General features: G+C 62.6%; 23 protein-coding genes and 6 pseudogenes. 17 read left to right on the top strand and 12 right to left on the bottom strand.

Annotated features, from left to right (window positions below):
• Positions 1 to 370: 370 nt before the first annotated feature.
• The 5 genes from AB7008_RS14385 to AB7008_RS14365 all read left to right on the top strand — a co-directional run bounded on the left by AB7008_RS14385 (position 371) and on the right by AB7008_RS14365 (position 2,926).
• Positions 371 to 823 (top strand): Hsp20 family protein, encoded by a 453-nt coding sequence (locus AB7008_RS14385; RefSeq protein WP_039146930.1) that lies wholly within the window; start codon positions 371 to 373, stop codon positions 821 to 823.
• Between the two features lie 84 nt (positions 824 to 907).
• The gene (locus AB7008_RS14380) at positions 908 to 1,261 is read left to right on the top strand and encodes a hypothetical protein (RefSeq protein ID WP_039146927.1); all 354 of its coding nucleotides are present in this window, start codon (positions 908 to 910) and stop codon (positions 1,259 to 1,261) included.
• Positions 1,254 to 1,460 (top strand): hypothetical protein, encoded by a 207-nt coding sequence (locus tag AB7008_RS14375; RefSeq protein ID WP_039146925.1) that lies wholly within the window; start codon positions 1,254 to 1,256, stop codon positions 1,458 to 1,460. The genes AB7008_RS14380 and AB7008_RS14375 overlap by 8 nt, the downstream gene beginning before the upstream one ends.
• A gap of 117 nt (positions 1,461 to 1,577) precedes the next feature.
• Positions 1,578 to 1,835, top strand: coding sequence for a Lar family restriction alleviation protein (locus AB7008_RS14370; RefSeq protein ID WP_080703846.1), 258 nt, complete (start codon positions 1,578 to 1,580; stop codon positions 1,833 to 1,835).
• Positions 1,836 to 2,656: 821 nt separating this feature from the next.
• Complete coding sequence (locus tag AB7008_RS14365) at positions 2,657 to 2,926, top strand: hypothetical protein (protein WP_039146923.1); 270 nt, start codon at positions 2,657 to 2,659, stop codon at positions 2,924 to 2,926.
• 63 nt (positions 2,927 to 2,989) lie between these two features.
• On the opposite strand, the gene AB7008_RS14360 is transcribed toward AB7008_RS14365, so the two are convergent.
• From AB7008_RS14360 to ku, 3 genes and pseudogenes are all read right to left on the bottom strand, one after another.
• A complete protein-coding gene (locus AB7008_RS14360; RefSeq protein ID WP_039146921.1) occupies positions 2,990 to 3,595 on the bottom strand; it encodes a hypothetical protein in 606 nt (201 codons plus the stop codon).
• A 24-nt stretch (positions 3,596 to 3,619) separates the two neighbouring features.
• Positions 3,620 to 3,823 (bottom strand): hypothetical protein, encoded by a 204-nt coding sequence (locus AB7008_RS14355; protein WP_039146918.1) that lies wholly within the window; start codon positions 3,821 to 3,823, stop codon positions 3,620 to 3,622.
• Between the two features lie 20 nt (positions 3,824 to 3,843).
• Positions 3,844 to 4,776 (bottom strand): annotated as a pseudogene (gene ku / locus AB7008_RS14350) (non-homologous end joining protein Ku).
• 285 nt (positions 4,777 to 5,061) lie between these two features.
• Here ku and AB7008_RS14345 point away from each other — a divergent pair.
• Positions 5,062 to 5,927: pseudogene (locus tag AB7008_RS14345) on the top strand (3'-5' exonuclease).
• Between the two features lie 30 nt (positions 5,928 to 5,957).
• Here AB7008_RS14345 and AB7008_RS14340 read toward each other — a convergent pair.
• The 9 genes and pseudogenes from AB7008_RS14340 to AB7008_RS14300 all read right to left on the bottom strand — a co-directional run.
• Positions 5,958 to 6,035 (bottom strand): annotated as a pseudogene (locus tag AB7008_RS14340) (DUF3606 domain-containing protein); the annotation flags it as partial.
• A gap of 77 nt (positions 6,036 to 6,112) precedes the next feature.
• Positions 6,113 to 6,265 carry a hypothetical protein gene (locus AB7008_RS14335; RefSeq protein ID WP_200875137.1) on the bottom strand — a complete coding sequence of 51 codons (153 nt, stop codon included), beginning with the start codon at positions 6,263 to 6,265 and terminating at the stop codon, positions 6,113 to 6,115.
• Positions 6,266 to 6,284: 19 nt separating this feature from the next.
• Positions 6,285 to 6,488 carry a hypothetical protein gene (locus AB7008_RS14330; RefSeq protein ID WP_210165492.1) on the bottom strand — a complete coding sequence of 68 codons (204 nt, stop codon included), beginning with the start codon at positions 6,486 to 6,488 and terminating at the stop codon, positions 6,285 to 6,287.
• A 10-nt stretch (positions 6,489 to 6,498) separates the two neighbouring features.
• Positions 6,499 to 6,819: a hypothetical protein gene (locus AB7008_RS14325; protein ID WP_039156730.1), complete on the bottom strand. Its 321-nt coding sequence runs from the start codon at positions 6,817 to 6,819 to the stop codon at positions 6,499 to 6,501.
• A gap of 73 nt (positions 6,820 to 6,892) precedes the next feature.
• A complete protein-coding gene (hspD, locus tag AB7008_RS14320; protein ID WP_039146915.1) occupies positions 6,893 to 7,348 on the bottom strand; it encodes a small heat shock protein HspD in 456 nt (151 codons plus the stop codon).
• A gap of 608 nt (positions 7,349 to 7,956) precedes the next feature.
• Entirely contained in the window at positions 7,957 to 8,595 is a 639-nt protein-coding gene (locus AB7008_RS14315) for a MarC family protein (RefSeq protein WP_039146909.1), read from the bottom strand.
• A 120-nt stretch (positions 8,596 to 8,715) separates the two neighbouring features.
• Complete coding sequence (locus AB7008_RS14310; RefSeq protein ID WP_051664522.1) at positions 8,716 to 9,078, bottom strand: SPW repeat protein; 363 nt, start codon at positions 9,076 to 9,078, stop codon at positions 8,716 to 8,718.
• A 135-nt stretch (positions 9,079 to 9,213) separates the two neighbouring features.
• Entirely contained in the window at positions 9,214 to 9,699 is a 486-nt protein-coding gene (locus tag AB7008_RS14305; protein ID WP_039146907.1) for an Hsp20/alpha crystallin family protein, read from the bottom strand.
• 97 nt (positions 9,700 to 9,796) lie between these two features.
• Positions 9,797 to 10,247: pseudogene (locus AB7008_RS14300) on the bottom strand (Hsp20 family protein).
• An 811-nt stretch (positions 10,248 to 11,058) separates the two neighbouring features.
• On the opposite strand from AB7008_RS14300, the gene AB7008_RS14295 reads away from it, so the two are divergent.
• From AB7008_RS14295 to AB7008_RS14245, 11 genes and pseudogenes are all read left to right on the top strand, one after another.
• On the top strand, positions 11,059 to 11,481 hold the full coding sequence (locus AB7008_RS14295; RefSeq protein WP_232674627.1) for an NADH dehydrogenase ubiquinone Fe-S protein 4: 423 nt from the start codon (positions 11,059 to 11,061) through the stop codon (positions 11,479 to 11,481).
• 393 nt (positions 11,482 to 11,874) lie between these two features.
• Positions 11,875 to 12,807, top strand: a complete 933-nt coding sequence (rpoH, locus tag AB7008_RS14290; RefSeq protein WP_051664938.1) for an RNA polymerase sigma factor RpoH — start codon at positions 11,875 to 11,877, stop codon at positions 12,805 to 12,807.
• A gap of 13 nt (positions 12,808 to 12,820) precedes the next feature.
• Positions 12,821 to 13,939, top strand: a complete 1,119-nt coding sequence (locus tag AB7008_RS14285) for a glycosyltransferase family 4 protein (RefSeq protein ID WP_080703845.1) — start codon at positions 12,821 to 12,823, stop codon at positions 13,937 to 13,939.
• 245 nt (positions 13,940 to 14,184) lie between these two features.
• A complete protein-coding gene (gene groES, locus AB7008_RS14280; RefSeq protein WP_039146904.1) occupies positions 14,185 to 14,499 on the top strand; it encodes a co-chaperone GroES in 315 nt (104 codons plus the stop codon).
• A 58-nt stretch (positions 14,500 to 14,557) separates the two neighbouring features.
• The gene (groL, locus tag AB7008_RS14275; protein WP_039146901.1) at positions 14,558 to 16,177 is read left to right on the top strand and encodes a chaperonin GroEL; all 1,620 of its coding nucleotides are present in this window, start codon (positions 14,558 to 14,560) and stop codon (positions 16,175 to 16,177) included.
• Positions 16,178 to 16,366: 189 nt separating this feature from the next.
• Positions 16,367 to 16,705, top strand: a complete 339-nt coding sequence (locus tag AB7008_RS14270) for a hypothetical protein (protein WP_148311909.1) — start codon at positions 16,367 to 16,369, stop codon at positions 16,703 to 16,705.
• Positions 16,706 to 17,108: 403 nt separating this feature from the next.
• Positions 17,109 to 17,501: a hypothetical protein gene (locus AB7008_RS14265; protein ID WP_232707728.1), complete on the top strand. Its 393-nt coding sequence runs from the start codon at positions 17,109 to 17,111 to the stop codon at positions 17,499 to 17,501.
• A gap of 80 nt (positions 17,502 to 17,581) precedes the next feature.
• Positions 17,582 to 18,613: a Cj0069 family protein gene (locus AB7008_RS14260; protein ID WP_039146895.1), complete on the top strand. Its 1,032-nt coding sequence runs from the start codon at positions 17,582 to 17,584 to the stop codon at positions 18,611 to 18,613.
• A gap of 3 nt (positions 18,614 to 18,616) precedes the next feature.
• Positions 18,617 to 19,214: pseudogene (locus AB7008_RS14255) on the top strand (ABC transporter ATP-binding protein).
• Entirely contained in the window at positions 19,211 to 20,011 is an 801-nt protein-coding gene (locus AB7008_RS14250; protein WP_039156711.1) for an ABC transporter permease, read from the top strand. Before AB7008_RS14255 ends, AB7008_RS14250 begins: the two are co-directional and overlap by 4 nt.
• 188 nt (positions 20,012 to 20,199) lie before the next feature.
• Positions 20,200 to 21,192 (top strand): annotated as a pseudogene (locus AB7008_RS14245) (IS110 family transposase); the annotation flags it as partial.
• Between the last annotated feature and the right edge of the window lie 391 nt (positions 21,193 to 21,583).

The following is a 21,583-nucleotide window of genomic DNA, read 5'->3' as shown; positions in this document are numbered from 1 at the left end:
AGATGTCCGCTCGCCGAGGTTGACCGGAAGTCATCGCGGCAGAAGCAAATCGACGCGATTGATTCCAAGCGGTCATCGAGCGCAGCGAAGCGCTGCGATCCGAAATATCCCCAATCGATCAGCGATGACGTGGCGCGGGCGCCCCAGCCGCGAATGACGGCGGCGATCGATAGGCGAAGAACACCGTCGGAGTCCGCCGTCAGGGCGCTAAAATTTTTCGCCGCCCTCTTGAAACTTTTTTGCTCGTTGCAGATTTTTTGGTCGCTGCAGACATGGCGGCCGGGGCGCCTTCGGGCCCCGAAATCAAGGCGGGCGCCGGAAGGTGTCCGGTGCCAGCTCGTACCCAACTTGCTCTTTGGAGGATTTGGCTATGAGGTATGATTGGACTCCCCTATGGAGGTCGACCATTGGATTCGACCACCTGTTTGACGTGCTCGACGAGGTCCAGCGGACCGCCGAAGAGACCTATCCCCCCTATAACATCGAGCGGCTCGACGAGAACCGCTTTCAAATTTCGGTGGCACTCGCCGGATTCACACCGGACGAGGTGACCCTTACGGTGGAGCAGAATGTCCTGACGTTGGAAGGCCAGAAGGCCGAGAAGGACGAGAAGACCTTTTTGCATCGCGGAATGTCGACACGCTCGTTCAAACGGCAGTTCACCCTGGCTGACCACGTCGAGGTCAAGGGCGCCCACTTCGAGAATGGTCTGTTGGTCATCGAGCTCCAACGCGAGATTCCCGAGGCCATGAAGCCGCGGCGCATCGCCATCGCGGGCGCAAGTGCCGGGCAGGTCAAGCAGATCGAGGGCAAGGCCGCCTGACCAACCCGCGGCTTGGTTCCGATCGCCGCCGCGCGGGTTCTCCCGCGCGGCCACCTTAATGCGTCTTATGATGGGAGGTTAGCCATGCGGACGACGCCCGCACACGACAACGTCTTCGATTTCAATGCTCTTCTTCACCCCGGCACGGTGTTCTCGCATCCGCGCGATGTCGTCGCCGACCCGAATTTCAGTCTGGCCGAGAAGCGCGCCATCCTCGCGTCATGGGCCTCTGATGCTTCGGTGATCGCGTCCTGTCCAGCGTTACGCGCGCCGGACCGACTAAAGGCGCCTGTCCATATCGATGAAATTATGGAAGCGCTACGCGCGTTGGATGGGAACGGTCCGCGCAACCCGCCGGGCGGCAAGCCCATGCGTCTGCGCTCGACCGACCGTCGGGCGGCGGCGCGAGCGAGGGTCTGCGAACGATTGCATGACTGACGTCACACAGTTGATTCCAGGTTGCTTCTATTGGGTCCTGGTGCGCTCAAGCACGAAACATCCCGAGTGGCAGCCGGCGCGCTTCACCGGCGTATCCTGCCAAAGCGCCAGCGCGAAGTGGGACTTCATCGGCTTCAATAGCGACGTCGGTCATTATTTCGTCGAGGTCGTCGACATCGGCCCAGAACTAGTGTCCTAAACGCTCTTTGGGGGCGCACCGCAAGTGTCGCTGTTGCGTGTATTGGAAAGCGCGCCAACCCCTGCCACCTTCCAAATTGCTCGCTCATTGGCGGTGAGAACACGAGGACGCGTTAAGATGCCTAGGAAGCCTAGAGACAGCGCAGCTATCGATCCACTGCGCGGATTCCCTGTTTCTGTACAACCGCCGCGGCCCTGTCCTTTCTGCGGCGGTTCGGAGGTTTGGATCAACAGCGACGTCGATCCGAAATTCGTAGTATGTAAGGAATGTTTAGCTTTCGGCCCCAATGCGCCCACCGTTAAGCAGGCGGTCGAGCGCTGGAACAAACGCACCACGCCTCCTAGAGCGAACACAGCTGCAGCGACCTCTGGCTAATTCAGCGGTCGAACGACCTGGCTCGGAGCGTGCCGGTCGCCGCTGCCGCACCGCTGCGCCGAGAGGATCTCGGGCATCGCCTGCTTGCCCACGCGCAATTTCGCGATACATGCCTGCACCGCGCCGCTCGATCTCCGCATAGATTTGTTTGCAGTTTTTGAAATGGCGCAAACGCGCCGCAGCACGGCCGTTCGTGGCCCACAGCCGGCCTCACATCGTGCTCGCCCTTGGTCTGTTTTTGAGCCAAAAGGAGAAAGTGCCCACGCCTGCTAGGCCGCGCAATTCCAACATGACGACCTCGCGCCGAATGTGGTAATCCTTATCGCGCAGCGCCCCTCAAGAGTGCCACACAAAAACAGATCGCCGGACCGAAAAGTACAATAAAATCAACGAGATGCGGGATTGCTACATCAGTTCAACCCTGTCGGACAGCGGTTGACTTGCTCCCCTCTCTCCGCCTTCGAGTTTGCTGTGTATGGCGGTGATGCTTCCATCCCCAAAACTCGCGATCGCCGCAGTTGGCGAGCCTAATTGTGGATTTGTACGCGATGCGCCACATCCGACGATTCTTGCGCGCCTGGCGAGTCAGCCCGGCTGCATCAAGTACGCCGAACCAATCGCCGATCCTCGAAGGCGATGCCAGTGACCATCACGACGCCCGACGAGGTCGACCGGATGACCGCTCCTACGGACGAAGCCCACTGCACATACACAACAAGTGAACAAGCCCTAGCCCTGACGATTGCGAATCCCTGCTCTGTGCTAACCGCTCGGAACGAGCAGGCGGGTGAAAGGATTCGTCCTGGCAGGGAGTGATTTCGATGCTGATGACGAAGGAACGACGGCCGGCGATCCGCACGCTGCGCGGCTGGGCCATCTCAGTGTTGAACGAGGCCGGCGCCATCCGAGAATGCGAGGAGCACGGTTGGGCGCAGGACCGGGCCGACCCGCACGCCCGCGATCGCGCCATCGATCTTGCCCGGCAGGACCCGCCGACCGGCATCTCCGCGGAAGGAGCCGTGGCGGAGGTCCGCGACGTCCTTGATTCGATCGGCGACACCTGCCCGGAGTGCCGGCCAGACGAAGGCTAGGTCGCTTCTTTCACCCGCAACTCGCTCTTGCGCCGAGACGCGTCTTCGCCAGACGCGGATGCTTTAGGCCCGAGCGCGGCGCAGCGCGGCCGTCAGCCTTTCCCTTTCCTTCTCCCACCGCTCGTCTTCGGACCGGACCCGCTTCTCGATCGCGGCCCGTTCGGCGTGGAGGGTCTCCGACCGTTCTTCGTGCTCCCGCTGCGCCGCGTCCAGCGTCGCCTGCGCTTTCGCGACCAGCTTCTCGCGCTTGGCCCGCTCCTTCTCCCTCTCCGCCTCTTCCCTACGACGCTCGGCCTCCCGCCGCTTCTGCTCTCGCTCGAACTCCGCAGCGGCCTTGCGTGCATCCTTGTCGCTGATCTTGGGGGGGGCGTGCACCTTGGGCTCAGGACGACGGCTCTTCTTCCGCCCGCCCGCTTCGTCCTTCAGATCCGGCAACTCGGCCTGTTCGGCGAAGCGTCCGTTCGATCCCGCCGGCCGCTTGAGAACCATGCCCGGCTTCGACATGGTCGCGGCAACCACCTCGGGATCGTCGGTCTCCCTGGCGGCGCCCTGGTGGAAAAGGTTGCTGCCGGCACCCCATGCCTCCAGCGCCGCCTTCATCGACGGCGCCGCAATCGCGAGATCGTAGAAACCGAGCGAGGTCTGAAAGGTCTTGAGCTTTCTGGCCATGTCGCGCGCCGGCTCGCGGATCTCCTAGCCTCGTCGCGCGACCCAGATGCCGAGCAGGAAGGCGACGAAGAGCGACTGCAGCGGCGCCTCAATGGTTACCTTGCGCAGCCGCTCGGCGCAGCGGATCGCGAAATCTTGCGAAGCGGACTCGATCGGTCGCGCATCGGAGGCTTGCTCGCTGATTAGTCCGGATGCCTCCGTCATCGCTGAGGCTTCTTTCATATCCATCTGGCTCTCCTGTTCTCGCGTCAGGCCGACTTCCGCTGCCTGGCCGTGGGCTTCTTCGCCGACGTTTCCTTCGCCTGTTTCTTGCCCGCGATAGGCATCAGCATCTCCTACTGACCGGAGGAGGCCTTCTTCGCCTTTTTCGCGGGCTTCTTCGGCGCAGGCGCCGTTTCCGTGGACCTCGCGCCGCCGACACTGCGGCGCAGCGCTTCCATCAGATCGACGACATTCTCGCCACGGGGGCGTCCCTTCCGCACGATCGGCTTGCCGGCCCGCTTCTGGTTGATGAGATCGACGAGAGCGGTTTCGTACTGATCCTCGAACTTGTCGGGCTCGAAGTTGCCGGACTTCTGATCGACGATGTGCCGAGCCAGGTCCAGCATGTCCTTCGTGACCTTCACGTCCTGGATCTCGTCGAAGTATTCGGCCGGGTCGCGGACCTCATACGGATAGCGCAGCAGCGTGCCCATCAGGCCCTTATCCAAGGGCTCCAGCGCGATGATGTGCTGGCGGTTCGTCAGCACGACGCGCCCGATCGCGACCTTGTCCATCTCGCGGATGGTCTCGGGGATTACAGTGAAGGCGTCGTGGCCGACCTTGCCATCCGGACGCAGATAGTAGGGGCGGATAAGGTACCGCGGATCGATCTCGCTGCGGTCGACGAACTCGTCGATCTCGATCGTCCGGGTGGATTCCAGGGCGACATTCTCGAGCTCTTCCTTGGTGACCTCTATGAAAGTGTCCGTGTCGACCTTGTAGCCCTTGACGATGTCCTCGTTGGCCACCTCCTCGCCAGTGTCCGCGTCGACCTTCAGATACTTGATCCGGTGGCCAGTCGCCCGGTTCAGCTGGTTGAAGCTGATCTTCTCTGAGTCGGACGTCGCCGGGTATAAGGCCACCGGACAGGTGACGAGGGACAGCCGAAGGAAGCCTTTCCAATTGGCGCGTGGGGCCATGTACGCGGAACTCCGAAACGGTTAATGCGGATTCAAGACGAACGTCGCCCCTCGGTTCCGACAGGCGCCGGGCGCCGGGCCGCAGAAAAGTCGGCCGGCCGCCGCCCGCGCAGCGTCACCTGACCGGATCACGACCGGCTTGGACAAAATTTCCCGAAAAGGCCGTGAATCGCTCGTTTTCCCAGTACCTCCTCGCCGGCACCGCCGGTATTGTGTCCCGGCATGACCGCATCAACCCAACCCTACCGAGACGAGATTATTCAGGACGCGGCGGACCTGGCGGCGATGGCGGAGGCGCTGGGGCGGTCGACGGACTACCGGGTTCTGCGGCGCCTGGTACCGCGAACCGCGTTCGCCGTGACCAACGGGCAGACAACCAAGACCGGGGTCCTGCTTGACACCGAGACGACCGGTCTCGATCACAGCAAGGATGAGATCATCGAACTGAGGATGGTCAAGTTCGATTATCTGCCGGATGGCCGGATCGCCGGCGTCAGGGACACGTTCTCCGCCTTCAAAGAGCCATCGATCCCGATCCCGGTCGAGATCACCGCGCTCACCGGCATCACCGACGACCTGGTGGCCGGTCACAGGATCGACGAGGCTGCCGTCACTGCGTTCGTCGACGACGGGGTGATCATCATCGCGCACAATAGCGGATTCGACCGGAAGTTCGCGGAACGGTACTGGCCGATTTTCGAACGGAAGGCTTGGGGTGTTCTGCGACCGAGGTTCAATGGCGCCAGCACGGCTTCGAGGGCTCTCGTCTCGACTATCTGCTGCACGGTGCCGGCTTCTTCCACCAGGCCCACAGGGCCGTCGACGATTGCCACGCACTGCTCGAGATACTGGCGCTAGACCTACCGGCGACGGGGGCGCCGGCGCTCGGCGCGCTGCTTGAGCAAGCGCGGAAAAAGACGATGAGGGTGTGGGCAGAGCAATCGCCATTCGATATGAAGGACGCTTTGAAGCGTCGCGGCTACCGTTGGTCGGACGGAAGCGACGGCCGACCCCGGTCTTGGTACGTCGACGTCGAGGAGAGCGCGCTGGCGGATGAGATCGCGTTCCTCAAGACCGAGATCTACCTTCGAGACGTCGAACCCCGGCTTCAGACCTTGACCGCTTTCACCCGCTTTTCCGTCCGGGCCTGAAGCGGTCGGCCGACGCCCTTGGCCCGCAACCTAGCGGGCAAGCCGCTTCTCCACGCGCTTGCGCGCGTTGCCGATGACGGCCTTCTTCACGGCCGACGCCGAGCGGCCGGGCGCCGGCTTTCACCTAATCTTGTTTCCAAGTCTCGACCAACAATCGCTTCAGCTCCAGACCTATGCGAACCCTGCTAGTTGATGGATGATGTTACAACCGCGGGCGGAGGCGTGTACGTTTCCGGTGGATCGGGCCGCGTCACAAGATAGAGTTCGCCCGCCACCAGCATGACAGCAGCGATCGCCGCCGCAAACATGCCCAGCACCAGATCGTGTGGATCATCCATCGCTCTCGATCGCAAGGTTCTATTCGAACCTAAAGGCATCCGCAGCGCGACGCGCGCGTCTGATAATCGCAGGTATGTCTCTCTGACCGGAGAACTGCACATGGCGCCGGCTGACAGATCTACCCTTCTCGCCGGTCCATGCTTTAGCGTCCTGTTGCAGTCGGTTCGCCCAGCGATGCTCTAAACGATCGATCACGTGGCGAGGTAAACGGATGTCGTCCATTCGTCCCTCCTCAAGCTGCCAGCGCTCGCGATACGGAAAAGCGGCGCTTCGGCTTGCCGCCCGGCGGATGTCGGGGGCCGCCGTCGAGCTCGCACAAGGCTTCCAGGATGGCGTCGATGCTGACGGGTCCCTTGAGTCTTTCCGGGGCCCGCAGTGCCGGACATGAAGCGATCGCCGAAGCATCGGATGCCCAGGAGGCGAGGATCGCCCGTTTCTCGGCAAGGGTAAGTGACGGGTGCGTCACCACGTCCTTGGGATGCTCGAAGACGGTGCCAGGATGCAGGAGCGCTTGAAAATCGAAGACGTTGTCGGTCGCGGTCGTCGGCCGCATGTTTTCCTCCATTCGAAGACGGTGAAGCGGCAGCCCGTCACAACGGGGGCCGGGTTGCCGCAGGCGTATTCGCTCAAGCCGCCTTGGCTTCGAGCTGGTGCAGGTTGTCCGGCGCGGTGCCGTTGATCGCGATCCGCCGCGGCTTCATGGCCTCGGGAATCTCGCGGACCAGTTCTATCTTGAGCAGTCCGTTGTCGAAGGACGCGGTCTTGACCTGGACGTAGTCGGCCAGGTTGAACTGACGCTTGAACCCTCGGGTCGAGATGCCGCGGTAGAGGTATTCGCGTTCGGTCTTTTCGGCCTTGTTGCCTTCGATTGTCACGACGTTCTGCTCGGCCGTCACCGAGATCTCGTCGGGCGAGAAACCGGCCACCGCGAGCGAGATCTGGTAGCGGTCATCGCCGAGCCGTTCGATGTTGTAGGGGGGATAGTGGTCCTCGCTCGTCCGCTGGGCGGATTCCGCGAGGTCGAAAAGGCGGTCGAAGCCGATGGTCGAACGCCAAAGCGGTGAAAAGTCGTAACTGCGCATAGCCAGATCCTCCAAAGAGCAAAATGGTTACGAGCGGCACCGGACACGACCGGTGCCCGTCTCTGGTCCCGGGCCCATGAGGCGCCCGGAAGCCACCCTCCGGTGGCGATTGGAAAATTAGAAAAGCCGGATTTGGTTTCAAGGACCTACCGAAAAAATTTTGGGCCGGCCAGATCGGGGACCGGTCCTCTCGCAGGTGCGGCCCCCCGCAGGAGCAATGAGCCCATTCGGCTAGGTGACGAGCATCATCCGGACGCGCACTCCATACGCGAACTGGACAACATGAACTTGGGGGGCGAGATGGCGCGCGAAGTCGGCGTGCCGGTGACCGCTCCTGAATGCAACGATGCTGTCGAGATCCAGCAACCTTTCAGGCGTTGGCGAAGTGCGCTGGCCCGGGCAGCCTGTCATGGACTCGGTGGCGATCGGCGAGCAGTCTTCGCAGTGGCCGCGGACGGACACCTCGCCCGCACTTGGCCACGAAGGATAAGCTATCGGCGGCAGGCGCCGCATGAACGGCCAGTCTCCGCAACCAACGGGCATCGACCACGTTTCCTTGCCTGTTGGCAGCGCCGCACATCACCGCAAACAAGAGGGGCGTGGGGTTTTCAGTCCCCCGCTACAAGCCGAGCGCCCCTAATGCCGTCAAATATGAACTGGACAGCGAGGGTCGCCAAGATAACGCCGGCGAGTCTCGCCAACACGTTGGAGCCGGTGGCCTCCAGCATTCGGTGCAAGACGTCGGTGAAGATCATCCCGAAATACGTCAGTAGAAGGCAAAGCAGCATAGCTGCCAATACTATCATCGCGCCGATCGGATCACCGGCGGCTTGCCCCATAAGCAGAACGACCGCAGTGAGGCCGGCGGGTCCGGCGATGACCGGAAACGCCAGGGGGAAAATCGCGATGTCGCCCGGCTCCATGGCCTCGCGCCGTTCCAGGGCAGTAAGCGAGGAAAGGCCCGAGGGATGGGCGAAGATCATCTGGATGGCCTGCAACAACAGCAGGATGCCGCCCGCAACTCGAAAGGCGTCCAGAGAAACCCGAAGTGCGGCCAGCAGCCGGTTGCCGAAGAGGGCAAAACCCAACAGGACGATTCCGGCGATCAGCACGGCCTGCCAGGCCAAGCGAAACCGCTCCGGCCGGTGAACACCCGCCGTCAGGCCACCGAACACGATTGCCGTATCGATCGGTCCAATCGCCACGAACAGAGTTGCAAAGGCGGTGATGGTAAAATCAGAGAGCATGACGGGCGCATCCCGCGATTTTTGCGGAGAATCCGGCCATTGAGCAGGCTTGCGGAGAAAGAGAGCCAGTCCAGCGGATCAAGGGACAAGGGAGGCCAGCGGAGCCTCCCTTGCCGAGTATCAGGCCGTCACGCGGGGATAGCTCCGGTGCAGATACCACAGTCGCCAAGCCGCAACAGCCGCCACCAGGATTCCGGCGATGACGTAAAGCGATGCAACGGTTCTCGTAGCCGAGAAATGCAGCACCCACGGTGACAGCGCCACCCAAACGCCAGCGGCAAGAGCCATCCATTCATGCCATTCGGCGAAAATCGCCAGCGCTGCTACCGCAAGCGCAGCGATCAGGATGCCAGTCAACCAGGCATTCCAGTTTGTGGGACTTTCGGCGGCGAACCCGAAGGCCCATGGCGACGCGAACAAGCCCAGGCCGATCACAAGGTTGACCGCATCGGCGATCATGTCCTTTTTCCAGTCGGTGTTCATGGTTTCAACTCCTCACATTGACTCCTTTCATTCACTCGCTGCACAAACGGTCCGCCCCAGGTCGATCGACCCCTCGACGGTTGATCGGCACCGCCTCCGGCGCAGGCGGGAGCAAGGCTCCCGCCCGCCCCGTGGTTACTTGCCGTTGATGGCGATCCGTTTCACCTTATGCTGCGCGGCGGGTAACTTCGGCAGCGTCACGGTGAGAACGCCATTCTTGAACGACGCCTCGACCTTGTCCTGATCGACATCCTCGACCGGGACCGCTCGCTCGAAGCGCCCATAGTAGCGATCGCTGAAGCGGCGCTCCTTGTCTTCGGTCTCGCTCCTCTTCTCCCCGCTGATGGTCAACCAGCCGTCTCTCAGTTCGAGTTGGACGTCCTTTTCTTCGAGACCGGGGAGTTCAGCGATGACCTTGACTTCGCTCGCGGTCTCGTTGACCTCGACGTTCGGCCAGCCCATCGCCTGGGAGCTGAACGGGGCGATATCGAACGAGCGGAACGCATCGTCGAATAGCCGATTCATCTCGCGATGAAGGGCCAGGAACGGACTGGGTTGATTGCGGTGCAGGCTCACGTCGCGAGAGCCGTTGTTCAACGGAATGAGATCGCGTGGTGCCATGACTATCTCCTTTCTGTTCTTCATGTTCACTGGACAGGACTCCTCGCGCGCGGCCAAGCCGCGCACGGGAGCGGTCCGACGGCTCGACGAAGCTCCGTCAGGCCGTCTGTTTCCGTTCGATTTGCTGGTTGTCGTTGCCGGCGGTTTCGATCGCGATGCGACGCGGCTTCATCGCCTCCGGCAGTTCCCGAACCAGAGCGATCTTCAGCATGCCGTTTTCGAAAGTCGCATCCTTGACCTGGACATAGTCCGCCAGGTTGAAAACGCGGCGGAACGGCCGCAGGGAGATTCCCTGGTACAGGTAGTCGAGATCACCCTTGTTGCCCTCGCGGCCCTCGACGGTCAGCATCGATTGCCGCGGTGATGGTGATCTCCTCGGGGCTGAAGCCGGCCAGCGCCAGTGTGATCTGGTACCGGTTCTCGCCGGTGCGCGCGATGTCGTACGGCGGATAACTATCGATGTCGTTCATCGTGCCGTCGGCGAGGTCGAACAGGCGATCGAAGCCGACGCTCGAACGCCAAAACGGGGACATTTCGTAGTTTCTCATAACCACATCCTCCCTTGAGCAACATGGATAGGAGCAACGCCGGGAGATTGCCGGCGGCCTTGGCCGGACCCGGATGGCGTCCGGCGCCACGCACGGTGGCACCACAAGAACTAGAAGGGTCCGGCACGCTTTCAAGAGTGCCACCCGCATCAGAATCACATTTTCCCATGCGCAACCACTCGCGCGCGCGCCGTCGCGCACCACCTCTTGACCCGGCGCGGGGCTTCCCTAGATCGACCGCTGCCAAAGCCTTCGTAGGATTCGCCCGGGATCCGGAAGGCGAAGGCGATTGAGAGTCCGACAGGCTTTCTCCTAACGGTCAAGAGCGATGCGTGCCTTACTCGCAGCTTTGGTCGTGTTCGCCGTGCTCCGCGGTGCGTGCGAAGCGACCGGTGCTGAGCGCCTCAAACCGAAGCGGCATGGCAGTGCGAACGCGGCCGTTCAGACGGCAGCACCGAAGCAGATGGTGCCCGGTCGGGGTAAGAGGTCCAATCCCGCTACCAGGACGGACCCGACTTTCCGCACCGATGACATTGTCCCGGATATCTGCAACGGGTGCTCTTCCTGACCGGGCGCGGCCTGGTCGCAGATACGGATGAATCACACGGGCGCGGCTTGACGAGCGCGCATGGTCCTCCTTCGCCAGAACGGGAAGTACAAGATGGATATGGTCACAATCGGCGAAAGGACATCGACGCCACCGGAGGCGGCATTCTCCGCGAACGACGCTCATCGGCCGGACCGGCGCTTGACCCCCTCCCCCTTCCCAACGGATGCGGTAGCCCGCATCTTCCGGGCGGGACGATCAGCCATGACCTCGGGAAAGGCCGGCGGCAAGGATTGGCGGCTCATCTTCGAACGGCGAAGCGCACCGTATGTCGAGCCGCTGATGGGATGGACCGGCGACGATGATCCGTTCGCTACGGTCGAGCTCAGCTTTCCGACGCTGAGGGCGGCGGTCGATTACGCCGAGCGGCAGGGACTTCCGTATGTTGTTCAGGCCGGTCGGGAACCGAACGCAAGCCAGCTACAGGCGACGCCCCGTAGGATGACCCGCGCCTTCTCCGACGAGACCCTCGAACGCCTTGGACTTGGTCCCCTTCAGGAGAGCTATGACAAGGCCGTTGCCGGTGCGGAAGCCCGCACGATCGCCGGGGCGAGGAAGGTTGGACTTCGCCGATGGCGGTGGTGCGCAAAGGGAGCCTGTCGCTGGATGCGAAGCGCGCGATCCTGATCGACTGGGCCTGGACGGTATCTGATCGATCAGGCAATCAGCACTCGAACGTGGCAACGCTCCGGCGGGGAGCCACACGCTGCGCCATTACAGACTTCAAGTCGTCGCGGCGTGAGCGCTTCCGACGTCCTTCCCCGATGCCGCTCTGACGCGCGGCCTTGGAGGGCCTAGGCCGAACTCCGCTCGATATCGGCCGGGCTATTGACCCCGACGGGTTTTCTCAGGGGCCGTGCTCCCGGTCATCTGGTTCGACGGCTTTCAAATCTCGAAGGAACAATTCGCCGGCTTAGACATTTTGTGGGCGCCGCCGGCATGACGCGCATGGGCGCCGTTTCCGGGCCCAGGCGCATGCTCGGTAGCTCAAACCCACTTTGCTCTGAGGAGGAATTGGATATGAGCACCCTGTCAGTTCTATCGAACCTGCCCGCGATCCGCTCGGACGGCGGGCTCTCCCGCTACCTGACCACCATTCGCAAATTTCCGCTGCTGAGTGCGGCCGACGAGGCCATGTACGCGCAGCGCTGGCACGAACACGGGGATCGCGACGCGGCCTATCGCTTGGTCACAAGTCACCTCCGGCTGGCTGCGAAGCTGGCGCTGCGGTACCGCGGCTACGGCCTTCCCGTCGCCGACCTGATCTCGGAAGCCAACGTCGGCCTGATGCAGGCGGTGAAGCGGTTCAAACCGGAAAAAGGCGTTCGGCTCGCGACCTATGCGATGTGGTGGATCAAGGCGACGGTCCATGAGTACATTCTGAGGTCGTGGTCCCTGGTGAAGATAGGCACCACGGCCGCCCAGAAGAAGCTGTTCTTCAACCTTCGGAAACTCAAGAGCCGGATTTCTGCAGGCGAGGATTTCGACCTTTCGCCGGAGCAGGCCAAATACATCGCCGACGAACTGAAGGTGGCCCCCCGCGAAGTCGTCGAGATGAACGGGAGAATCCGGGGTGACACTTCCCTCAACCTGACCATGACTCGGGAGGAAGGTTCGGAGGAAGTACAAGACTGGCTGGTCGATCCGGCGCCCGACCCGGAAACACGGCTGGCTGAATTGGAGGATCGCCACCGGCTAGGCAGCGCGCTGAATGACGCGCTCGCTCTCCTTAGCCACCGCGAGCGCCATATCGTCGGAGCGCGATTCCTGGCCGAACCGCCGAAGACCTTGGAGGAGCTTGGTGCCACCTTCGGCGTGTCGCGCGAGCGGGTCCGCCAGATCGAAGTTCGCGCCCTGCAAAAGATCAGGAGCGCGCTGGGCGCTCGCTTGGATGGATCTGCGCGCCTTCCGACGGCGGCCAATGGAGGCTCCAGCCCAGCGAAGAGGCTGTAGCGGAGCGACAGACATGAGGATTGCGCAGATTGCTCCGCTATTCGAGAGCGTTCCGCCCCGGCTCTATGGAGGAACGGAGCGAGTCGTTTCCTGGCTGACCGAGGAGCTGGTGCGACAGGGGCACCAGTTGACGCTGTTCGCGAGCGGGGACTCCATCACCTCCGCCGAACTGGTGCCCTGCACGGCTCGCGCCTTGCGGCTCGATCCTGATGTGCGCGATGCGATTCCGCACCAGATGATCACGCTCGACGAGGTGCGCGAGCGCGCGGACGAGTTCGACATCCTGCATTTCCACACCGACTATCTGCACTTTCCGCTGTTCCGATCCGAGCGCAGGCGGACGCTAACTACGCTCCACGGCAGGCAGGATCTTCCGGATCATATGCTGTTCTACCGGCGGTTTTCGGACATGCCCCTGGTTTCGATTTCGAACGCGCAACGGTCGCCGCTTCCAGGCGCGAACTTCGTGGCGACGGTCCACCATGGCCTTCCGCTCGACCTGCACGCCCCGAGCTTCAATCCGCAAGGCAGCTATCTTGCGTTTCTCGGCCGCATCTCGCCGGAGAAACGTCCCGACCGAGCCATCGCGATCGCGCGGGCGGCCGGCCTTCCGCTCAAGATAGCGGCGAAGGTCGACAAGGCGGATCACGCCTATTTTCGTGACGTCATCGCCCCGATGCTGAACGGGCCGGAAATTGAGTTCATCGGCGAGATCAACGAGAATGCCAAGAGCGAGTTTCTCGGCCAGGCCGCAGCGCTGGTCTTCCCGATCGACTGGCCGGAGCCCTTCGGCCTGGTCATGATCGAAGCCATGGCCTGCGGCACGCCGGTGCTTGCCTTCGGCTGCGGCTCGGTCCCGGAAATCGTCGAGGACGGACTGACCGGACGCATCGTGTCCGACGTCGATGAGGCGGTGCGGGCTCTTCCCGGATTGCTGAAGCTCGACCGCAAGGCCGTCCGCTCCCGGTTCGAAGAACGTTTCTGCTCCGCCCGCATGGCGGCGGAGTATGGGCGGATCTACCAGAGGATGCTTCGCAGGCTTCCCGCGCCGGACTCCGGCTATCGGCACCCGCCGCGCGTTCGGCCGCCGTCCATGGACAGGGCTCCGGAAGCACCACCCACGGCCGCCTGATTGAAAGACTGGGCCGCTTCGCTGGCAATCCGCGCGGAAAGCAATTTGTGCTTGCGAGGCCGGCATGGGCGCCGCGCCTCCCGCCGGAGAGCCGTAAACCAGGGGGCGCAGAGCTTCTGCCGGCGGCTGCGAAAATTTTTCGTTAGCCCCTCTTGACCGCATCTTCGCTGCGCCTAGGTCGATTTTGCCGGGGGCCGGTTACGGCCCCGGTCCTACGACATCGCTGAATTGCAGGGAGGATGTGCATGCATTTTCGTCCATTGCACGACCGCGTGCTGGTGCGACGCATCGACGCCGAGGAGAAGACCGCCGGCGGCATCATCATTCCGGACACCGCAAAGGAAAAGCCGCAGGAGGGCGAAGTGATCGCCGCCGGGCCGGGTGGCCGTAACCAACAGGGCCAGCTGGTGCCGCTCGACGTAAAGCCTGGCGACCGGGTGCTGTTCGGCAAATGGTCCGGCACCGAGGTCAAGATCGACGGCAAAGAACTTCTCATCATGAAGGAGAGCGACCTGCTGGGCGTCGTCGAGAACACCTCTGCGGCGAAGAAGGCCGCTTGAAGCGCTGACAGTCATTGAAAGGGCTGACAGTCATTGAAAGGGGAAAGGAGACAACGTCATGGCTGCCAAGGACGTAAAATTCTCGACGGAAGCCCGCGACCGCATGCTGCGCGGCGTCGATACGCTGGCAAACGCCGTCAAGGTGACGCTCGGACCGAAAGGCCGCAACGTGGTACTGGATAAATCGTTCGGCGCGCCGCGCATCACCAAGGACGGTGTCACGGTCGCCAAGGAAATCGAACTCGAGGACAAATTCGAGAACATGGGCGCTCAGATGGTCCGCGAGGTCGCGTCCAAGACCAGCGACATCGCCGGCGACGGCACGACGACCGCGACCGTGCTGGCGCAAGCGATCGTCAAGGAAGGCGCGAAATCGGTTGCGGCGGGCATGAACCCGATGGACCTCAAGCGCGGCATCGACCTCGCAGTCGAGGCGATCGTCGACGACCTCAGATCGCACGCCAAGAAGATCACCGCGAACGACGAGATCGCCCAGGTCGCCACGATTTCTGCGAACGGCGACACCGAGATCGGCCGATTCCTCGCCGAAGCCATGCAGAAGGTCGGCAATGAGGGCGTCATCACCGTCGAGGAGGCAAAGAGCCTCAACACCGAATTGGAGGTGGTCGAGGGCATGCAGTTCGACCGCGGCTATATCTCGCCCTATTTCGTCACCAATACTGAGAAGATGCGGGCCGAGCTCGAAGACCCTTACATCCTGATCCATGAGAAGAAGCTGTCCGGGCTGCAATCGATGCTTCCGCTGCTCGAGTCGGTGGTGCAGTCGGCCAAGCCGCTGCTGATCATCGCCGAGGACATCGAAGGCGAGGCTTTGGCGACGCTGGTCGTCAACAAGCTGCGTGGCGGCCTGAAGATCGCAGCCGTCAAGGCGCCGGGCTTCGGCGATCGCCGCAAGGCGATGCTGGAGGACATCGCGATCCTCACCGGCGGAACGATGATCGCCGAAGATCTCGGCATCAAGCTCGAGAACGTCACGCTCAACATGCTCGGCCGGGCCAAGAAGGTGGTGATCGACAAGGAGAATACGACCATCGTCAATGGCGCCGGCGCCAAGAAAGGCATCGAGGCGCGCGTCGCGCAGATCAAGCTGCAGATCGAGGAGACCACCTCGGATTACGATCGCGAGAAGCTGCAGGAGCGGCTTGCCAAACTCGCCGGCGGCGTGGCCGTGATTCGTGTTGGCGGCGCCACCGAAGTCGAGGTCAAGGAGCGCAAGGATCGCGTCGACGACGCGATGCATGCGACCCGCGCAGCGGTGGAAGAAGGCATCCTACCGGGCGGCGGGGTGGCACTTTTGCGCGCGCTTAAGGCGCTTGAACGCGTCGAGACCGCCAACGCCGACCAAAAAGCCGGCGTCGACATCGTACGGCGCGCGATTCAGATGCCGGCCCGCCAGATCGTCGAGAATGCCGGCGAAGACGGCTCGCTGGTGGTCGGCAAGCTGATCGAGAAGCGCGACTACAATTGGGGCTTCAACGCCGCGACCGGCGAGTACCAGGATCTGGTGCGGGCCGGCGTGATCGACCCGGCCAAGGTCGTTCGCACAGCCTTGCAGGATGCCGCGTCTATCGCTGCCCTCCTGATCACTACCGAAGCGCTCGTCGCCGAGAAAGCTAAGAAGTCGGAAGCCCCGGCCGCGCCACCCATGGACTTTTAGTTTGGCGCAACGGGACCCACGCCTCGAACCCAGGAAAGGACACATCGACTGTTTGGAGGTTTCAGATGAGCAGGAATCTTCAGCGAAGGCTGCGTAGAAATGGAGCGGCGGTCGTGCACCGGCTGATGTTCACGATGAGCTGCGCCACGATCGCCTGGATCAGTCTTTTTCGAACGATAGGAGGATGAGATGATCGCCGATCACACCATTATCTCCGCTCGGGCGGAGAAATCCCGGCGGGTCCCCGCGCAACGCCTGCTCCGACGGATACTCACGCCGCACATGGCTGCGATACTTCTGCTGCCGTCGCTGGCAGCTTGGGGAATGGATCGTGTGCCGGGCAAACCTGTTTCGGCCGACGCCTTCGAAAAGAAGATCGCCCTTCCGCCGATTCCCCATCTCGACTCGATGCCATGGATGAAATGGAACGCCGGCCTCAGCGCGCCGAAGGTCGATACGCTGATGCCGCAGAAGCCGTCATACTGGCTCGCGCCGGCACCACGCGTGCTACCGTCGGTCGGCTCTTGACTCCGATCACCGCGAGGGCCAACGGCTCGCCGACATTCTCGCAGCGTGGCGCAAGCTCGATGGCGACAGGGCTCCGCCCCCGGGGCATTTCGATGCGGATGAGGCGGCCCTGGCCGGTGGGCGATCTCACCCAACGTGGAGGGTCGTTTGCACGCTATGCAGAGCAGCAACTATTCGAGCGTCTGGATCGTAAGCCGGGAGAGCGGGAGGAGATTGAGCGGCTGCTAGATCAGGTCAATAAGGCGGTTGACCTGCGTGAAAAGATGGAAGTCCCGTGCCAAGCGTCGGGAAGTTGATGCTGAGCTCTGCAGGAACATCGGGACTTCCGTGGGGCTCGTGCGCGGTGTTGATGAAGAAGGTCAGATTTCTATAACGGCGGCATTTCAGCCCGGCGGATCTGTTCGTGAACCAACGATCGCTCTTGCCGTTTGTGCTGCATCCGCGATGGGGCCCGCCCATGGCAACCATGAGGACCAATTCGCGCCAGCAACTCGATTTAATAAGCGAGCTCGATCCGACTTACCTCGAGTCGCTGATCCGCGAGGATTTCGAGCGGTGCCATCCTGGCGAGACGCTGGAGGATCTCCAGCGTCGCGCTTCCTTTTCGAAAGAGGACAGAGGCCTACTGCGGGACTGGATGGCGGTAGCGGCCGTTCGCGCCGCAGCCGCATGCAAGGCGAAGGCATTACCACCGCACCCGACGATCTCATCCGGAACGAAGTCGATCCCGGCGCTGGATCTGACTTTGCCTCCGGATGAGAATGGCCACTTGATGGAGTGCAGCGACCTCACGTAGGCTACCCATGCGGGATCAAGCAGACTCCCGGCGAGACTTCGGTCCAAGTTCTGCGCAGCACGCAACAGTGGAGCTTGCGCATGGATACCGAAAGACAACCCTCTCCCCGACGTACCGTCGCCATCCTCTCGCGAGGAGATGCCGCCACGCGTCGAGATGCGACCCCGAAAAACGGCCGCTTTGTCGACGTTTTCGAAGCGCTCGCGGCCGTCGGCGTCGATGGGCGCCCCGCGATCTACGACGAAAGCTTCGCCGACGCCGCCCGCGAACAACTGCTCGCGGTGGACGGCGTGCTCGTCTGGGTCAACCCGATTCAAGACGGCCGAAACCGCGCCGGACTTGACACCCTGCTGCGCGACGTCGCCGCGCAGGGCGTATGGGTGAGCGCCCATCCCGAGGTCATCCTCAAGATGGGCACCAAGGAGGTCCTCTATCGCACCCGCTCGATGGGCTGGGGATCGGAGACGGCGCTGTATCGAACCGCCGAGGCGATGCGTGCCGAGCTACCGACCCGGCTCGCCGCCGGTCCGCGCGTGATCAAACGCAACCGGGGCAACGGCGGCCAAGGCGTCTGGAAGGTCGAGAAGCTGCCGACTTCTTCCATGATTAAAGTGCTGGACGCGACCAAGGACGCGCCCGAGGAGGTGACGCTGGATGATTTTCTCCGTCGCTGCGCGGAGTATTTCGAGAACGGCAGCGTGATCGATCAAGCGTTCCAGTCTCGCCTGAGCGAGGGCGTGGTGCGGTGCTACATGGCAGGCGATCGCTGCGCCGGCTTCGGCTATCACAAAGTCAAAGCCCTGGTCGACTCGCCGGCGCGTTCCGAGGCCGGGCCGCGGCTCTACACGTCGAACGCGGACCCCCGCTTCCAGCGGCTGCGTCGGTTGATGGAGGACGAGTGGACGCCCCAGCTAACCTCGCTGCTGGACATCGCGCGAGGTGACCTGCCCGCGATCTGGGACGCCGACTTCATGCTCGGCCCCGTCAAGGCCGACGGGAGCGACAGCTACGTGCTCGGCGAGATCAATGTCAGCTCGGTACATCCCTACCCGAACGAGGCGCCGGCGGAGATTGCCCGGCGGGTTGCCGATCGGCTGCAGCTTAAGCTCTGACGCATGCTGTCGGTCAGCGGGCTCAAACGCCTGCACATCTCCGTGTCATTCGACTTGCAGGACGGCGAATGCATCGCCCTGCAAGGGCCTTCCGGGGCCGGGAAGACCTTGCTGCTGCGCTCCATCGCGGACCTCGATCCCAACGAAGGAACGGTCAAGCTTGACGGAATGCTGAGGGAGGCGATGCCCGCCCCTGCCTGGCGAAAACGAGTGACTTACCTCGCCGCCGAGCCCTGCTGGTGGTCCGACACCGTGCAGGAACACTTCACGGTCTGGATTGATGCTCTTCCCCTGGTCACGCGCTTGGGGCTGCCGGACGACTGCGGACCGTGGCCGATCCAGAGACTTTCGACCGGCGAGAGGCAGCGATTGGGGATAGTTCGGGCGCTCATGCTGCGATCGCGGGTGCTTCTGCTGGACAAGCCGACCTCGGCACTCGACTCGGCATCCGCTGCGGCCGTGGAATCCTTGATCGCCGAACGCATTGCGAATGGGACGAGCGTCGTCTGGAGTACCCACGACGACGCTCAAGCCCGCCGCGTCGGGTCAAGGATATTCGCGATGGGCCCAGATTGGTGGCATCCAGGAAAGCCAGCCATGACCTACATCCAGCTTTCGTACGGTGATCTGGCCCTACCCGCTCTCCTTGTCGTCATGGACGGCGTTCTCTCGCTGGTTCTCCGCCTCAAGCTAGAAAAGCAACTCGCCATCGCGACCGTCCGGATGGTGGTTCAGCTCGTCCTCGTTGGATACGTGCTGACGTTCCTGTTTGCCGCGGTGTCGCCGCTCTGGACCGCCCTCGCCGCCTTCATCATGGTTCTCTTCGCCTCGCGGGAGATCGTCGCCCGGCAGAAGCGGCGCCTACCGGGTGTTTGGCGCTACGGCCTGGGCGCGGGATGCACGCTACTCGCCGCCGGTACGGTCACGATGTTCGCGCTCCTGACTGAGCTACGCCCCGATCCGTGGTATCACCCGCGCTACTCGCTGCCTTTGCTGGGCATGATCCTGGGCAACACCATGACCGGGATAAGCCTCGGCTTGGACGTGCTGACGAATAGCCTGGTGCGTGAACGCGCCGCCGTAGAAGCTTGTCTCGCACTCGGCGGCACCCGATACCAAGCCCTGCTGCCAATCATACGGGACGCGCTGAGAAGCGGCTTCATGCCGATCATGAACAGCATGGCAGCGATCGGCCTTGTTTCCCTGCCGGGCATGATGACTGGACAGATTCTTGCCGGCGTCGAACCGGTTGATGCGGTAAAATACCAATTGCTGATTATGTTCCTGATCGCAGGCGGCACCGGGCTCGGAACGCTGGCCGCTGTCTTGGGTGGCGCACACCTGCTAACCGATCATCGACACCGGCTACGTCTCGACCGAATTTTGAGCGAAGAGTAGGAGTGCTGCTCCCACCTCTCGAACCAGGTGGCAGATTGAGCGAGATCTATGGAGATCGCCGCGAACGCGACCTCCATCAACGGATCTGTCAATTCCGCTCGTGATGCTGTGGACGGCTCCTCCACCGGCACAGGAGTGCCAAGGAGTGGGCGCCGTTTTGAAGCTCCCACGATTCGGAGGAGCATCCTATGCAGTCAATTTCGACAAACGGTCTGGATATCGCGAAGTCGGTCTTTCAAGTGCATGGCGTTGATGCAGCCGGCCAGGTGGTCATACGCCGTCGCTTGAGGCGCCAGCACGTCCTGGCATTTTTCCGGAAACTGCCGCCATGCCTGGTGGGGATCGAGGCTTGTGCATCATCGCACCATTGGTCCCGTGAGCTGGAGACATTGGGGCATACGGTGCGGTTGATGCCTCCGGCCTATGTGAAGCCCTATGTCAAGCGGCAGAAGAACGACACCACGGACGCGGAGGCGATTTGCGAGGCGGTCACGAGACCCAACATGCGGTTCGTGCCGACCAAGACGGTCGAGCAGCAGAGCTGTCTGATGCTTCATCGAGCGCCATCTGTTCATCCGCCAGCAGACTGCCGTCATCAATTCAATCCGCGCCTATCTTGCCGAGTTCGGGATTGTCGCCCCCGTCGGGCGCAGGGGTGTCGAGCAGTTGCTGGAAGTCGTGGCCGATACAGCTGATCCCGCGCGTGTCTTGCGGCTCTCGGCAGCCAATTGCGGGTCCTGAAGGTCCAAATCCTGGAGTTCGACCGACGCATCATCGCCTGGCATCGATCAAGTGCGACGAGCAAACGGCTGGACGCTATCCCGGGCGTCGGGCCGGCGCTGGCAACAGCGCTGGTCGCGAGCGTTGCGGATGCCAACGCCTTCCGATCGGGACGGGACTTCTCGGCCTGGGTTGGGCTCGTGCCGAAGCAGAACTCGAGCGGGGGCAAGGACAAGCTTGGCAGTATCAGCAAGCAAGGCGATCGCTATTTGCGCAGCCTGTTCACGGCAGGCGCACTCGCCGTGATCCGCTATGCTAAAATCCATGGCACGGGCCATCGGCCCTGGCTCACCTCGTTGTTGGCGCGGCGCCCCACCAAGGTCGCTGCCATCGCACTCGCCAACAAGCTCGCCAGGATGGCATGGGCGATGATGGCCAGGAACGAATGCTACAAGAACCCGCCGCTCTTACGGCGTGAACGAGATCACAGCCGGTCATCCGGGTGTGACGTAACGGTTGGAAGGGTGAACAGCACTAATGCAGCGCCGGGTCGATCCGGCGATCAGGACAACCCACTTGGGCCACAGCATCGTCGAATGCGTGCTATTGACCGGGACCTGATCCGCGGAGGGCATTATGGCCAGCGGTCACGTGAACCGCGCTAACAGGCCGAACACATGGCTGCTCCGACCAATGCTGCAAAGTGAAGTTTCTTCTTGCCAACCCGGAGCCGTCCACACATGGCCCATCGCGACCTATTGCGATGCCACACGAACTTAGTCGCTATAGGGGCAAAGCAGACGTAATCTTCGTCACGTCACGCCCGGTGGGTCTACCCCTCCTCCGCAGTTG

Source organism: Bradyrhizobium sp. 521_C7_N1_3 (genome assembly GCF_052075975.1).
In the GTDB taxonomy this organism is placed as follows: Bacteria; Pseudomonadota; Alphaproteobacteria; order Rhizobiales; family Xanthobacteraceae; genus Bradyrhizobium; species Bradyrhizobium japonicum.
Note: the sequence above shows the minus strand (reverse complement) of the source record. Positions and strands in the feature narration are given on the sequence as shown.

Excerpts from the sequence above, each read along its gene's own strand:
- AB7008_RS14360 (WP_039146921.1), bottom strand. The coding sequence starts at position 3,595 with ATGGCCAGAAAGCTCAAGACCTTTCAGACCTCGCTCGGTTTCTACGAT.
- AB7008_RS14335 (WP_200875137.1), bottom strand. The coding sequence starts at position 6,265 with ATGGATGATCCACACGATCTGGTGCTGGGCATGTTTGCGGCGGCGATC.
- AB7008_RS14295 (WP_232674627.1), top strand. The coding sequence starts at position 11,059 with ATGACCTCGGGAAAGGCCGGCGGCAAGGATTGGCGGCTCATCTTCGAA.
- AB7008_RS14315 (WP_039146909.1), bottom strand. The coding sequence starts at position 8,595 with ATGCTCTCTGATTTTACCATCACCGCCTTTGCAACTCTGTTCGTGGCG.
- AB7008_RS14380 (WP_039146927.1), top strand. The coding sequence starts at position 908 with ATGCGGACGACGCCCGCACACGACAACGTCTTCGATTTCAATGCTCTT.
- AB7008_RS14375 (WP_039146925.1), top strand. The coding sequence starts at position 1,254 with ATGACTGACGTCACACAGTTGATTCCAGGTTGCTTCTATTGGGTCCTG.
- AB7008_RS14250 (WP_039156711.1), top strand. The coding sequence starts at position 19,211 with ATGACCTACATCCAGCTTTCGTACGGTGATCTGGCCCTACCCGCTCTC.
- AB7008_RS14355 (WP_039146918.1), bottom strand. The coding sequence starts at position 3,823 with ATGGATATGAAAGAAGCCTCAGCGATGACGGAGGCATCCGGACTAATC.
- groES (WP_039146904.1), top strand. The coding sequence starts at position 14,185 with ATGCATTTTCGTCCATTGCACGACCGCGTGCTGGTGCGACGCATCGAC.
- AB7008_RS14370 (WP_080703846.1), top strand. The coding sequence starts at position 1,578 with ATGCCTAGGAAGCCTAGAGACAGCGCAGCTATCGATCCACTGCGCGGA.
- AB7008_RS14365 (WP_039146923.1), top strand. The coding sequence starts at position 2,657 with ATGCTGATGACGAAGGAACGACGGCCGGCGATCCGCACGCTGCGCGGC.
- AB7008_RS14310 (WP_051664522.1), bottom strand. The coding sequence starts at position 9,078 with ATGAACACCGACTGGAAAAAGGACATGATCGCCGATGCGGTCAACCTT.
- hspD (WP_039146915.1), bottom strand. The coding sequence starts at position 7,348 with ATGCGCAGTTACGACTTTTCACCGCTTTGGCGTTCGACCATCGGCTTC.
- AB7008_RS14330 (WP_210165492.1), bottom strand. The coding sequence starts at position 6,488 with ATGGACGACATCCGTTTACCTCGCCACGTGATCGATCGTTTAGAGCAT.
- AB7008_RS14260 (WP_039146895.1), top strand. The coding sequence starts at position 17,582 with ATGGATACCGAAAGACAACCCTCTCCCCGACGTACCGTCGCCATCCTC.
- AB7008_RS14285 (WP_080703845.1), top strand. The coding sequence starts at position 12,821 with ATGAGGATTGCGCAGATTGCTCCGCTATTCGAGAGCGTTCCGCCCCGG.
- AB7008_RS14305 (WP_039146907.1), bottom strand. The coding sequence starts at position 9,699 with ATGGCACCACGCGATCTCATTCCGTTGAACAACGGCTCTCGCGACGTG.
- rpoH (WP_051664938.1), top strand. The coding sequence starts at position 11,875 with ATGAGCACCCTGTCAGTTCTATCGAACCTGCCCGCGATCCGCTCGGAC.
- AB7008_RS14385 (WP_039146930.1), top strand. The coding sequence starts at position 371 with ATGAGGTATGATTGGACTCCCCTATGGAGGTCGACCATTGGATTCGAC.
- AB7008_RS14270 (WP_148311909.1), top strand. The coding sequence starts at position 16,367 with ATGATCGCCGATCACACCATTATCTCCGCTCGGGCGGAGAAATCCCGG.
- AB7008_RS14325 (WP_039156730.1), bottom strand. The coding sequence starts at position 6,819 with ATGCGGCCGACGACCGCGACCGACAACGTCTTCGATTTTCAAGCGCTC.
- groL (WP_039146901.1), top strand. The coding sequence starts at position 14,558 with ATGGCTGCCAAGGACGTAAAATTCTCGACGGAAGCCCGCGACCGCATG.